This is a genomic window from Actinomyces sp. Z5, from assembly GCF_003287795.1.
Lineage (GTDB): Bacteria > Actinomycetota > Actinomycetes > Actinomycetales > Actinomycetaceae > Actinomyces > Actinomyces glycerinitolerans.
This window is the reverse complement of record NZ_QMIN01000077.1, coordinates 33,048-46,763: the sequence shown is the minus strand read 5'-3', so window position 1 is coordinate 46,763 and position 13,716 is coordinate 33,048. Positions and strand designations below refer to the sequence as shown.

At 65.3% G+C, this 13,716-nt stretch carries 8 protein-coding genes; all 8 read right to left on the bottom strand.

The genetic code is table 11. From position 1 onward, the window contains the following. Positions 1-61 precede the first annotated feature (61 nt). The 8 genes from DRB06_RS11215 to DRB06_RS11185 all read right to left on the bottom strand — a co-directional run bounded on the left by DRB06_RS11215 (position 62) and on the right by DRB06_RS11185 (position 13,413). Positions 62-2,365: a DUF6571 family protein gene (locus DRB06_RS11215; protein WP_146750873.1), complete on the bottom strand. Its 2,304-nt coding sequence runs from the start codon at positions 2,363-2,365 to the stop codon at positions 62-64. Positions 2,366-2,532: 167 nt separating this feature from the next. After that, positions 2,533-3,033, bottom strand: a complete 501-nt coding sequence (locus DRB06_RS15865) for a hypothetical protein (RefSeq protein WP_146750872.1) — start codon at positions 3,031-3,033, stop codon at positions 2,533-2,535. Between the two features lie 164 nt (positions 3,034-3,197). Next, positions 3,198-5,306: a DUF6571 family protein gene (locus tag DRB06_RS11210; RefSeq protein ID WP_111819984.1), complete on the bottom strand. Its 2,109-nt coding sequence runs from the start codon at positions 5,304-5,306 to the stop codon at positions 3,198-3,200. A gap of 60 nt (positions 5,307-5,366) precedes the next feature. After that, positions 5,367-5,636, bottom strand: a complete 270-nt coding sequence (locus tag DRB06_RS11205) for a hypothetical protein (protein ID WP_111819983.1) — start codon at positions 5,634-5,636, stop codon at positions 5,367-5,369. A 477-nt stretch (positions 5,637-6,113) separates the two neighbouring features. After that, a complete protein-coding gene (gene ppdK / locus DRB06_RS11200; RefSeq protein WP_073330526.1) occupies positions 6,114-8,819 on the bottom strand; it encodes a pyruvate, phosphate dikinase in 2,706 nt (901 codons plus the stop codon). A 468-nt stretch (positions 8,820-9,287) separates the two neighbouring features. Next, complete coding sequence (locus tag DRB06_RS11195) at positions 9,288-10,412, bottom strand: putative glycoside hydrolase (protein ID WP_111819982.1); 1,125 nt, start codon at positions 10,410-10,412, stop codon at positions 9,288-9,290. Next, positions 10,409-12,196 carry a GT4 family glycosyltransferase PelF gene (gene pelF / locus DRB06_RS11190; RefSeq protein WP_111819981.1) on the bottom strand — a complete coding sequence of 596 codons (1,788 nt, stop codon included), beginning with the start codon at positions 12,194-12,196 and terminating at the stop codon, positions 10,409-10,411. The genes DRB06_RS11195 and pelF overlap by 4 nt, the downstream gene beginning before the upstream one ends. Next, a complete protein-coding gene (locus tag DRB06_RS11185) occupies positions 12,190-13,413 on the bottom strand; it encodes a hypothetical protein (protein WP_111819980.1) in 1,224 nt (407 codons plus the stop codon). The genes pelF and DRB06_RS11185 overlap by 7 nt, the downstream gene beginning before the upstream one ends. Between the last annotated feature and the right edge of the window lie 303 nt (positions 13,414-13,716).

Genomic DNA, 13,716 nt, shown 5'->3' with positions numbered 1-13,716 from the left:
ACCCGCCGGGTCGCGCTCTGTGCTGGGCGGCCGATGGCGCAGTGGTCGTACAGCGCCGCGTTCATGCTCCGCCCGCATCGTGGCCCACTTCAAACGCATCTACTGCCGGCACGCCATCACGGATGGTCACTCCGGAAAGATCGGGATCGAGTAGCCAGCTGGCGAACTGAGGTATGTTGCCCGAGTTGAACAACAGCACCGCGACGTCTAGCTTGGGGAGCCCGGTGGAGTCCTGTTTCATCCATGCGTAGGTGTAGCGCCTGCCATCGGGGTTCTCGTAGGCTCCGGCCGGAAGCAGTCCTCGTTCATCGAGCTTGGAGTACGCCTCCACCAGGAAGTGCCGCCTCACAGCCTCTGATATTCCGAACTCCTGCACGTCACTTCGGTCAGGTGCGCCAACAATGGGATTCTGCAGCGCGGCCACTGTGTAGGACTGCGCGCTCTGCCGCGCCATACCGCCCCAAGCAGGCCCGGCGGCGCCGGCAACAGTATCGGCGGTGGAGTACACCCCGTCGTCGAAGGCATTGAGCAACATCTGGTTTGTCGCATCCAGCTGCTCTCCCTCGTCACCGCGGCCCTTTTCCGCGGCGCCCTGGATGTATCCGAGCAGACGACCATCGGGGTAAAGTTTCTGAACGATCAGGGAGCTCGCTTTCTTCAGATTCGATTTTTCAGAGTCTTCCGAGCCATCAGAGTCGGCAGGCAGCATTTCCAGCGCATCGTCGAGGCGCAGCGAGGTGTATCGCCCCGCCGCGGCGGAGACGGTCTGTAGCGCGATGTCGTCTTTGAGCGTCTCCTGCAGCAAGGACCGAACCTCGTATCTGTGGCCTTCCTCCCAGCCCGCAGGCATGGACGCGTTGAAACCGGATGCCTCCGCAGATCGTTGCGCCCCGTTGGCGGCCTCGTCGATCTCTTGCATGGAGTTGGCCAGCACGGCGGCCGCATTCTGGCGCGAAGCGTCCGACCACAGGCTGCCCTTATGCCCCGCCATGTCGACCACCGCCTGCTCCGTGATCCACGCAGCACGCTCATCCTTCGTCCCCGTCGTCAGCCGCCGATGCTCCGAAGCACCGGCCACGGCCGCCGTTAGCGCCTCAAAACCGCTTGAGTCCCACTCACGCCCCTTAAGCCACTCCCAAGTAGTACCATCAACCACCACAGTCTGCTCGATTGCACGATCATCAACCGGCGACGCCAAGAACTCCAAAGCCGCATCAGGCTGCCGCCCCATCGCAGTCAGAATCCCAGTCATCGGATCCCAATCACCCACAGTTCCCTCTGGTGGTGACGCTTTCATCCGCTGCAACTGCCACTCAGGCAGGTCATCGCCGGCCCGCTCATGCGCCCTTACCGCAGACCCCAGGTCCTGGAGGAAGTAGTCATTGAACACCCCGCCGGCGGTCGCCGGCGCCCCGGTCAGTATGTTCGTCGCCGAGCGGTTGGCTCCCTTCAGCAGCAGGTTGAAGCCGAGCGGCATGTAGTAGGGCTGATCCTCGTCGGTGACCAGCCCGCTCAGTTTCTCGGCGTAGTCCGAGCGGTGATGAGGAGTCCAGGCCGACGAGCTCGTGGCGGTGCCGAAGCAGATCGACAGCGTCGCCTGAGCGGACAACCACGCGTAGTCGGTCTGCTGCCAACGGGTCGCGTATTCGGCGTCGGGGTCATTCGGATCGTAAGTGGGCAGGTTTTCAGCCTGCTGCTGCCGCTGCTGGTTGATCGTATAGGCCAGTTCCGCCATGCCCTCGGGACCCATGGCGTCGGCGAAGGCCGCAGCGTAGACCTCATCATTCTGATGGTCTGCCACCGAGCCATGTATCAGTTCCAGCAGTTCATCGGGCTTGGCGTTCTTCGCATCCTCCGCATCGCTTCGAGCCCGGTCCGATGAATCCGCACTCGCCGCGACCGCTGCGGTTTGCTCAGCGGTGGCGAATGCAGTCGGTTCAGCGCTGGGATCAGCATCGGTCGGGTCGTTCCAGTTAGGTCCGGGGTCATCGGCGCGTGAGGCCACTCCATCCAAGACCTGCGGCGCGTAGTTGATCACCAGCTCCTCCAACGCCGCCACCGTCGACTCGTCAGCGTCCTCGGCGACCACGGTGTACATCGTGAACCCGGCGCGGCCCTCCAGCCAATAAGCATAAGCATCCGGATGCTTTGGGTGCGGCCCAAGATAGGAGAAGACGCGCGCATCCGTGCCCGGAATCTCACGCCCCTCACCCCCAGAAATAGACTCCAACGTCGTAAACGCGTTGTCACCATCCTGCCCAAACGATACCCACGAGTCGCTAGTGCCGTGCACCGCCAACACAGCCCGCTCACCCTCAATACTACAATAGAACACCCCACTAACCCCCTCTTCAACCTCGGTCACACGACCCACAATAGGAGTCACATCCTCCTCCGCAATCAATCCACAATAAGGGCCCGCAACCGAGTCGCCGGCACAGCCACTCGTGCAACCCACCGATGCCACCATAAACAACACCATCACAACCGCACGGAGCGAGGGCACACGACTGAACTGGAACGGCAGCATTGTCACTGACCTGGCGATCCGGTGGACGTGGAGTCAGCATCGCTGGACGGGTCTGCGGCCTGGGAAGCAGACGACTCGGCACCAGGCGCACCAGTCGCCGGATCATTCCAGTTAGGGCCTGGGTCCTCCGAACGCGAAGCCACGCCATCCAAGACCTGTGGTGCGTACTTGATCACCAACTCCTCCAACGCCGCAACCGTCGACTCATCAGCATCCTCGGCAACCACCGTGTACATGGCAAACCCGGCACGCCCCTCCAACCAATAAGCATAAGCATCCGGATGCTTTGGGGTCGGCCCAAGGTAGGAGAAGACATGCGCATCCGCACCCGGAACTTCACGCCCCTCATCTCCAGTAATCGCCTCCAACGTCGTAAATGCGTTATTGCCGTCACGCCCATACGAAACCCATGAATCGTCCGTACCGCTCGCAACCAGTACAGCCCGCTCACCCCGAACTCTACAATAGAGCAGTCCCCCATCCCCCTCCTCAACCTCCGTCACACGACCCACAATAGGACTCACATCCTCCTCGGCAATCAACCCACAATACGGGCCCGCGACCGAATCCGCAGCACAGCTACTGACGCACGCCCCTGCCGCGATAAGCATAAATGCCAGCACCATACGCGCGGACCTATGCGATCCACCACGGAGAGACGCCACAGTCATTTGTTACCCCTATCCACGCCAGCCTCGAACCCTTCTTTAGACTCTCGAGCATCACGCGCAACCTTGGAGACATCCGGATCATTGTTGATCCAGCCGGTGAACTCTCTCATGTTGTCAGGGCTTGAATATACAGTGTCTGCGTCAATATGTAGTTTTCCCTCACGGTCCGGCTTCATCCACTCCTTGTCCGTATACGGCGCGCCGTCTTCACCCTGATACGCACCGGACGGCAAGAACCCCCGTTGATCTAGCTTGACATACGTCTCTACCATAAGACGCTGTTCAGCCTCTTCCTGCATGTCGATCGCCTCGTTCTGAGCCTGCTGCGCATTTGACGGTAGAGCATCGCCAGCCGCATCGAGCGCGTAAGACTCCGCGATACTCAGTGCCTTCCCGGCCACAGCGGACTGCGGTCCCGGGATGAAGCTCAGCCCTTTACCAAAGGCGTTAAGGATCATTTGGTTTGTCGCATCCTTCTCGGCAGCAGCGTCGCCGCGCCCCTTCTCTGCGGCACCCAGTATATATCCAAGCAACTGACCATCGATTCGCCTCGTTTGAGCAACCGCATCGTAGGCCTCCTCGTATCCGGCATCCGCGGCGAGTTCGTCCAATGAGCTATCCATTCGCGAAGACGTGTACCTGCCTGCCGCGTCGGATACGGTCTGCAGCGCGACATCATCCTTTAGTGTCTCCTGCAGCAGCTTCTTCACCTCGTCCGGATGGTACCCCTCCCAACCGGCGGGCAAGCTGCCGTTGAATGCCGAGTCATTTCTCGAATTCTCAGTTTCATTGGCGGCCTCGTCTATCTCCTGCATGGAGTTGGCCAGCACCACGGCCGCGTTCTGCCTCGAAGTGTCCGTCCACAGGCCACTGTCACGCCCGGCCATGTCGACCACCGCCTGCTCCGCGATCCACGCAGCACGCTCATCCTCCGTCCCCGTCGTCAACTGCCGATGCTCCGAAGCACCCGCAAACGCAGCGCTCAGTGCCTCAAAACTGGTCGAGTCCCAATCGCGATCCTTAAGCCACTCCCAAGTAGTCCCGTCAACCTCCACGGTCTGCTCGGTGGCGCGATCATCAACCGGCGGCGCCAGGAAGTCCAAAGCCGCATCGGGTTGCCGCCCCATCGCACTCAGAATCCCGGCCATGGGATCCCAATCACCCACAGAGCCTTCCGGGGGCGACGCTTTCATCCGTTGCGACTGCCACGCCGGGTTCCCTTCGCAAGTCTTCTCATGCGCCTCCACCGCATGCCCGAGGTCCTGCAGGAAGTACTTGTTGAACACCCCACCGGCCTGCACGGCCTCGCCATCGAGCTCGACCGTGTTCGCTGCGGTTCGGTTCGCTCCTTCCAGCAGCAGGTTGAAGCCGAGAGGCATGTAGTAGGGCTGATCTTCGTCCGTGACAAGTGCTGCCAGTCCCTCCGCATACTCCGAACGGTGCTGCGGAGTCCAGGCCGACGAGCTCGTGGCGGTGCCGAAGCAGATCGACAGCGTCGCCTGAGCGGACAACCACGCATCGTTGGTCCGTTCCCAGCGTGTGCCTTTGTCACTGTCGGGGTCGTTCGGATCATAGTCGGGAAGATTTTCAAGCTGATACTGCCGATCCTTATCAATCATGTACGCCAGATTGGCCATGTCCTCGGGCCCCATGGCGTCGGCGAAGGCGGCGGCATATACCTCGTCGTTCTGATGATCTGCCACAGACCCATTCATCAGGTCCAGCAGCTCATCGGGATCGGCGTTCTTCGCCTTCTCCGCGTCGATCTCCGCCTGGACCACTGAGCTGAGATCCTTCGACGAATTGATCGCCACTGTGTCCGGCAGATTATATGTGATGACGCCGTCCGCATTCATGCTCGCAATTCCGGACTCATTCAGTCGCACGATCTCATCCTTACAGGACTCAATCTCGTCTGCCCTGAGGTTCAGGTTTTCAATAGCAGTCGACGCGTCCGAACTGAAGTTGCTGTCGGAGAGGGAGACTTCAGCACTGTTTAACTGGAAATTGATGGAAGTCCTGGCACCCTCGGCGTCGGTGGCAACCTCACGGATTTGAGCGATAGCTGTTTCTAATTTCTCGGCGTTGAGGGATACCTTCGTCATTACTGTTGTTCTCCCGACTCGGTAGCATTAGGATGGGATTGCGAGCATTCCTCGCGGAACTCAGTCACTCTCCTCACCGCTTTCCGCGTTCGCTATCGCTGTCGCGAGATCGTCGCTGAGGCCGGCGAATACCGCAATCAAGGCATCAATTTCGCCCTTAGTGTATTCAGACTCTTCATCCGCCAACGGCCCCTCCCAGGTATCGGAGGCATTTACCCAGCCGTACAGCCCCTCCACAATGGTGCACGCGTAAGGGTTCACCAGGCCTATTTCACGGTTCTTACGATCGACATATTCCTTCAACTCGGCGAGTCGTTCCTTCTCAGACATCTCTTCCTCCAGGGTTCCGCACCGACTCGTGCCCGGCATTGCAACACTGTCACTATACCGCAACGAACAGGCGACAGCACCTCCGGGCATAAGCCCTCTGGCTCGCGCGGCACTCGGCCACCTGTACGCAGCGTGTCAGGATCCCGCCCAGTCGGCCCCTCACCTGCGACGACCGAATGCCCCCTACTACGAGCTTTTGCACCCTGGTGTGCGGTCATTTGCCGTACACCAGGGTGCAAAAGCTCGGATCAGGAGACAAGGGCTCGCAGCAGACGACGGCCAGTGGGGCGCCCGCCAGGCTCGCCGCCCGACTGGCGCGCCGGCCGGTTACCTTGGCGCCCCGCCGGGCCACCGGCCGGCCCCAACGGGTTACCGGCCAGGTTGACGCTCCGCCAGGACACTGGCCAGAGCCCGCCGTCAGCGCGTTAAGTCGGCATCACGCCGGCCTCGATGGCACGCCGGCGCATGCCGTCGACGTCACTCGGTCGGTGCCAGCACCGCGGCCCGTCCGGCCTCCAGACGCGCCACCGGCACGCGGAACGGGGAGCAGGACACGTAGTCCAGGCCGACCCGGTGGAAGAAGGCGATCGAGTCGGGGTCACCACCGTGCTCGCCGCACACGCCCATCTTCATGCCGGACTTGGTGGACCGGCCGCCGTCGACGCCCAGCCGCACCATGCCGCCCACGCCGTCGACATCAATGGACTCGAACGGGGAAGTGCCGAAGATGCCCGCCTCGATGTAGCGGCCCACGAAGGAGGACTCCACGTCGTCGCGGGAGAAGCCCCAGGTGGTCTGGGTCAGGTCGTTGGTGCCGAAGGAGAAGAAGTCCGCCTCCTCGGCGATGTGCGCGGCGGTGACGGCCGCGCGCGGCAGCTCGATCATGCAACCGATCGGGAAGTTCAGCTCGTAGCCGGACTCCGCGGACACCTCCGCCAGCACCGACTCCGCGCGCTCCCGCGCCAGTTGCAGCTCCCGCACCGAGCCGATCAGCGGGATCATCACCTCCGGACGGGGATCGCCACCGGCCCGCAGGCGTTCGACGGCGGCCTCGGCGATGGCGCGCACCTGCAGCTCGATAAGGCCGGGCATGGTCAGCAGCAGCCGCACGCCGCGCAGGCCGAGCATCGGGTTGGCCTCGTGGTTGCGGCGCACCACGTTCAGCAGCTCCTCGTCGGCCGGGTCCAGGGTGCCGCGCTCACGGTCAACCGCTACCTTGACGCTCAGCTGAGTCAGGTCGGGCAGGAACTCGTGCAGCGGCGGGTCGATCAGGCGCACCGTCATCGGCTTGCCGTCCATCGTCTCCAACATCTGCACGAAGTCGGCCTTCTGCAGCGGCAGCAGCGCCGCGAGGGCGGCCTCCCGCTCTGCGTCGTCGGCGGCGAGGATGAGGTTCTGCACCAGCTGCTTGCGCTCGCCGAGGAACATGTGCTCGGTGCGGCACAGTCCCACGCCCTGGGCGCCACGGTGGATGGCGTGGCGGGCGTCGTCGGGAGTGTCGGCGTTGGCGCGCACCTGCAGGCGACGCACCTGGTCGGCTCGCCGCATGATGCGGTCCACGCTGGTGATCAGCTCGCGGGTGTCGACGTCGCCGGCGGTGTCGAGTGCTGCCTCCAGGCCGCGGCGCAGGTAGGTCATGACCGGCGAGTCGACGACGGCGACCTCGCCCAGGAACACCTCGCCGGTGGCACCGTCGATGGCGATGACGTCGTCGCTGGTCAGCGGGGCCTCCCGCCCGGCCACGCGCACGGTGCGGGACTCGGCGTCGACGTCGAGGGCCTCCGCGCCGCACACACAGGTCTTGCCCATGCCGCGGGCGACCACGGCCGCATGCGAGGTCTTCCCGCCGCGGGCGGTGAGCACGCCGACAGCGGCGACCATGCCGGGCAGGTCGTCGGGGTTGGTCTCGCGGCGCACCAGGATGACGGACTCGCCGGCCTCGGCGCGGGCGACGGCCTCGGCGTTGTCGAAGGCGATGTGTCCGACGGCGGCGCCCGGGGAGGCGGGCATGGCGCGGGTGAGCAGGTCGTGGCCGGTGACGTCGCCGAACTGCGGGAACATCAGCTGGTTGAGCTGGTCGCCGGTGACGCGGGTGAGCGCCTCGTCCATGGTGATGAGCTTCTCGTCCACCAGCTGCGTGGCGACACGGAAGGCGGCCGCGGCGGTGCGCTTGCCCACGCGGGTCTGCAGCAGCCAGAGCTTGCCGCGCTCGATGGTGAACTCGATGTCGCACAGGTCGCGGTAGTGGGTCTCCAGGCGGCGCATGGCGGCGCGCAACTCGTCGTAGCTGGTCTTGTCCAGGCGCTCCAGGTCGGCCAGGGACAGGGTGTTGCGGATGCCGGCGACGACGTCCTCGCCCTGGGCGTTGACCAGGTAGTCGCCGTACACGCCGGAGCGGCCGGTGGAGGGGTCGCGGGTGAAGCACACGCCGGTGCCGGAGGTCTCCCCCATGTTGCCGAACACCATGGTGCACACGTTGACGGCGGTACCCAGGTCGTGCGGGATCTTCTCGCGGCGCCGGTAGATGTGTGCGCGCTCGGTGTTCCAGGAGCGGAAGACCGCCTCCGTGGCCATGTCGAGCTGGGCACGCGGGTCCTGGGGAAAGTCGATGCCGGCGGTCTTGGCGACGATCGCCTTGTACTCCTCAACGAGCTCCTTGAGGGCCTCCACATCGAGCTCGTAGTCCAGGCTGACGCCGCGGGCGGTCTTCTTGGCGTCCAGGGCGTCGGAGAACAGGTCGCCGTCGATGTCCAGGACGGTCTTGCCAAACATCTGGATCAGGCGGCGGTAGGAGTCCCAGGCGAAGCGCTCATCCCCGGAGGCGGCGGCCAGTCCCTGGACGGAGGCGTCGTTCAGACCGATGTTCAGGACGGTTTCCATCATGCCGGGCATGGAGAACTTGGCACCGGAGCGCACGGAGACCAACAGCGGGTCCTCGGCGGCGCCCAGTTGACGGCCGAGTTCCTCCTCGACCTGCCGCAGGGCGGTGGTCACCTGGACGGCGAGTTCATCGGGGACGACGCCGTCGCGCAGGTAGGCGCGGCAGGCGTCGGTGGTGATGGTGAAGCCGGGTGGCACCGGCAGGCCGAGTCGGGTCATCTCGGCGAGGTTGGCCCCTTTACCGCCCAGGAGGTCCCGCTGATCCTTGTCGCCCTCGCTGAAGCGGTACACGTACTTGGGCATCATCGCCTCTTTCTGATTCTGGTGAAATGTGCGCCCGTGCGCGTTGACAGGAGCCACTGTAATGTGACTTCAGTCCTAATGCCACTTCCTGGCGTCGTGTCCCCTAAATGCAAATGTTTGTACGAACAAAAGCGTGCGCACTCCGGCCGCGCTGGGTAGGGTGCGACGACGGTGCAGCCCCCACGGTGGCGTCGCACAACTCCAGCCCACAGTGGGCGGGGCAGGACGGCGGCGTGGTCCCGCCATGAGGTTCGCGCGTTCGTCTGACGGCTCGTGTCATCGCCCGACGGTTCGTGCGTTTGCGTGGTTCGTTGTCGGGCCAAGTGGGGACCGGCGGTCCAACGCACGAACCGTTGACCCGAGCACGCTAACCATCACCCGGACGGCCGCCACCCGTCAGCACGCCACGTCCCGCCTGTCAACACGCCACACCCCCAAACGCGAAGCCAGGAAGGGCAGGACAACAGCTCATGGGGTCAGGGCGATGACGCCCTCATGGGGACGCAGCCGCAGACGCCGAGGCAGTGGCTCACCGTCGGGCCGCCCCCGCGGCCCCGGCCGTACCGCGCCCGGGGGCAGGGCGACCGTGCCACCCACCTCCTCATCTAGGACCGCTGCTGCAACGCCACCCTCGAAGCGGCGCCGCCACACCCGGCCCGACCTGTGCACGGGCCCGCGCGGCTGCCCGAGGTCGGCGTCCATCGCCGGGAACCAGGGCGTGCGCGAGTAGTCGTTGTGGCCGGTGGCCGTATAGGACAGCCGCGGAGCACCGGCGCCTACGATCCAGAAGAGGGCCAGCCCATACAGCCCCTGCGGCGATCCATCCCACGCCGGCCCGTGCCCGCCCGACGGCGCACGCAGCAGGGCGAGCCCCGGCCCGTCGAGCTGCTCCAACTGCGCGGCCGCCGTCGTCGCATCGAACATGGCGTCGTCGCCCCAGCCCAGCCAGCACTCCTCGAAGCCACCACCCCAGGCGGCATGCCGACGCCAGCGGCCGGGCTCGCGCCGCGCCTCGGCGATATTGGGGACCAGCAGCCGGCCGGCGTCGGCCAGGGCCCGGCCCGCAGTCTCCACCAGTTCGCCCAGCGCCGCCCGCAGGCCCGCGACCTCCGCCGGAGCGTCCGGGTCGGCGGAGGCTATGGCGGGCAGGCGCAGGCCGTAGTAGTCCTCGAAGACGTCGTTGTCCGCCATGACGCCGTCGAAGGCGGTGCCGTCCAGGGAGGCAACCACCTGCTCCGTCCAGGCGGCGCGGTAGGCGGGATCCCAGACACGAGTCTGGAAGTGCCCCGGATAGGAATCCCACTCCACCGGCTCGTCCCCGCGCCGAGCAATCCAGCCGCGGTCACGGGCCTCGGCCCAGCCGATCCCCGAGGCGCACCGCTCCGGCGGCTCAAAGACGCGCACCGAGGACAGACAGCGGTACGCCAGCACGGTCATGCCGGGGCGGGCGTCCTTGAGCCTGGCCGCCGTCTCCCGCTCCCAGGGCTGGAGGACAGCGGTCCGGTAGTGGGCGACGGCGAAGTCCACCTCTGCGGGCGCAATCGGCTCGCCGTAACGCAGCCAGGCGCCAACGCCCGGTCCAGTGCCAGTCATTTGTCGGCCGTGTGGCCCTTGAAGACGCGGCCGGCCCAGCGTCGGTGTCGCCGCGGGGCCCGGTGACGTCCCCGCCTCGGCGACAACGAATGGATTCCACGAGTCCGCTGCTCACCCACGGCACGGATGCGGTCGGTGCGGCGACGGCGAACGCCGACTCCACCCTCCAGGAACAGGTCGTGGTAGGCGGCATTGACCTTAAGCAGATTGAAGGCCGTCTCCGCCCGGGCCCGAGCGGAACGGCTCATCCGCTCGAACAGGTCGATGTCGCCCGTAACCTGCTGGATCCGGTCGGCCATGAGCGTCGGATCCCCGGGAGGGATGATGAAGCCGCTGGGATCCAGCACCGTGCCGTCCTGGGCGGTGATGGTATCCAGGACGACGGGACGCAGCGCCCCCACGTCGGTGGACACGGTGGGAATGCCCGCCCCCATGGTCTCCAGGGACACCATGGGCAGGCCTTCGTTATAGGAGGGAAGTAGGAAGAGATCCCAGTCGCTCAGATGCTCGCGCACATTGATCGTGCCGCGCACCGTGATGAAGTCTTCCAGCCCCAGTTCCGCGATTCGCGCGGCACAGCGCTCGTAGTACTCGGGAGCGTGCTCGGTGGGACCGCATACATCCAGATGGAAGCGCAGACCGCGCTCGCGCAGAATGCGCATGGATTCGATGAGGTCGAGCAGCCCCTTGATAGGTACGACCCTGGCGATGTACACCAGCCGCCACCGGTGGGAGTCCGCTCCGCCGTCGCGCAGGGAGGCGATTGCGGCCTGCCGCTCGGCGTAGGCCGCGTCGAACTCGTCGATGACGATGCCGTTGGGGATGACGCGGATCGAGCCCGAGTTGAGCCCCAGGGCCCGCGCCTCCGTAACAGCGTCCGGATACAGGTAGGTGGTGGCGTAGGCCTCCGGGTAGCACAGGCGCCCCATCTCGATCCACCAGGCCATCCACATACGCTCTCGTCCGCCGACGTCGAAGGTCCGATAGTCCTGCGAGGTGACCGGCTTGTCCATGCGCCGTCCGAGCAGGGTATTGATCGTATCGCGCACGTAGAGGTTGTGCTCGGTCAGCAGGAATGAGGCGTCGTTCTCCCGGGCGGCATTGGCCGCCATGAGAGAGGCATAGCCGGTGGTGTGAGCGTGATACACGCGCGCACGGGGCATGGTCTCACCTAAAACGGCGTACGCCAGGGAGAAGAATTCGCGCAGGCACCAAAACAGCTCGCTCAGCGACATTCCCAGCGTGGGCATACGGTCGCGATACGTCTCCATGAATTCAGCGGATCCGAGTAGCGCCCACAGCGGATAGCGGCGCGTCGAGGCCGCCATACCCTCCGCGATCAGATCCCACACCGGCTTGCCCTCGCCGGCGGCCAGAGCCTGAAGGGCGTCGACGAGCCGGTGCGCCAGCACGAGCCGCTCGCGGTGGTTCATGTGCAGGTCCGCGGGTCGACTGGAGGTGAACTCCGGGTGGTCGGCCATGGACAGGTACACGACCTTGACCCAACGCACATTGCCCGGCATACCGTACAGATCGGTGCGCGGACAGTCATGGTCCCAGGTGATGTGGATGATCCCGAATGAGAGATCGGGGTTGCCGGTGATGATGTCATGCACGACCGCGGACACGCCGCCCTTGAGATAGGGGTAGGTCGACTCCATGACGATGGCGACGTCAACCTCGTCATAGCGCCCGTCGGCGGGAACGCCGTCGGGGAGGACCGCAGCCGCCGGATCGACGCCGTCCGCCCGGCCGGTAACGCGGTCGGTATTGCTGCTCACCATGACAGGGCCTTTCGCCAGAAGAATGAGTACTCGGGTGAGGACCACCGCGCCCGGTAAACGACCACCGAGACGGCGATCAAGGCGAGGTCGACCAGCGCGGTCGCGGCGAAGGACGCGGCCAGGCCGCCCACCAGTGTGAACGCCATGAGTGCTGCCAGCAGGTGCGCGCCGGACAGGGCCAGTGCCAGTGCCGGGTCCCCGGCGTGGTCGATCTCGTATGCGAGCAGGGTCAGCACCGCCAGCAGCGCCGAGCCGAGCGCGACGGCCAGAGCATCGGCCACGGATGCCGGGTCGACCAGGGCGATGACCACCACTACCGCCACCACCCCGAGGGCCGCCACGATCCCAGCGCGCACGAGCGCGCGATCCAGCAACCTGGTTAGGTAGCGGCTGCGGTCACGCAGGGAGTCAATGCTTACCGACTCCAGCCCCCGGTGGAAGTCGGTTAGCGCGCCGGTCACCCTGGGGGTGGCGATCGCGAAGTAGAAGCTGTAGCCGAGGACCGCCGGCTGGAGACACAAGTAGGCCAGGGCGATGCGCCACTGCGTGCCCAGGGTCAGGAAGAGGAGGAGCTTGTCCGCCCACAGCACCCCGCCGAGAACGAGGCCGCGCCCCATGTCGACCACATACTCCCCGATGCGTACCGGGAGCGGGCGGAGCAGGCCGGCCAGGGCGGACCGCATCGGCACGACCTGGGTGAGGGTGGCCAGCAGCGGCGGCAGGTACCACGCCGTCGGAAGCAGCAGGACCGCGGCGGCGTAGGCAAGCCAGCCCAGCGCCCAGTGGCGCCGACGCCGCAACAGATCCGCCACCATGAGGGACTGCGCGAAAACCATGTTCTCCAGCAGCAGCAGGAAGTGCGCCGCGATCGTCAGCGCGGGCCAGTGCGTGGTCGCACCCACCAGTGCGCTGACGAGAAGCACCGGGACGACGGAGAAGGCCAGCACGGTCGGCCACAGCCGGGCGAACTGCCGGACGCACTGGCCGGGCTCGGTGTCTGCGACCGGGCCTATGAGCCGGTAGACGGGCCCGCAGGTGACCTGGCTGAGCCAGGGGACGGCCACCGCAACGCTCACGATCAGGGAGGCAATGGGGACGCCGGCGACGGCGTGCCCCTCCATCCGGCGGATGGCCAGCGGATAGGACAGTCCCAGGAGAATGGCGGGCGACATGGCCAGCAGCAGGGTCTTGACGACCCAAGTGGCCTTACATCTCAAGCGGGGTTCATCGGGGCCGGTCAGGGGCCTGATCCAGCCGGGAAGCGGAGACGCTTGTCGGCTAACGACAGGCACGTTCGCAGTCATTAGAAGTATTTCCTTGGTGCGTGAGGCGGCACGCCGCGCCGGTGGAGCCCATCAACGCATGCGTAGCCAAGTACTTGCGTGCTACTACCGCGCACACATTAGCCGAGAATGCGCTCGCCATTAATGAAATCCGGCAAGTACCACAAAGGTCACATCGTTTTCACAGTCCCGCGATAACAAGCATCTTGCGACGCCCGTACCGGCGATCCGCGCACC

Coding starts and splice junctions, on each gene's coding strand:
- ppdK (WP_073330526.1), bottom strand. CDS start 8,819: ATGCCCAAGTACGTGTACCGCTTCAGCGAGGGCGACAAGGATCAGCGG.
- DRB06_RS11195 (WP_111819982.1), bottom strand. CDS start 10,412: ATGACTGGCACTGGACCGGGCGTTGGCGCCTGGCTGCGTTACGGCGAG.
- DRB06_RS11205 (WP_111819983.1), bottom strand. CDS start 5,636: ATGTCTGAGAAGGAACGACTCGCCGAGTTGAAGGAATATGTCGATCGT.
- DRB06_RS11210 (WP_111819984.1), bottom strand. CDS start 5,306: ATGACGAAGGTATCCCTCAACGCCGAGAAATTAGAAACAGCTATCGCT.
- pelF (WP_111819981.1), bottom strand. CDS start 12,196: ATGGTGAGCAGCAATACCGACCGCGTTACCGGCCGGGCGGACGGCGTC.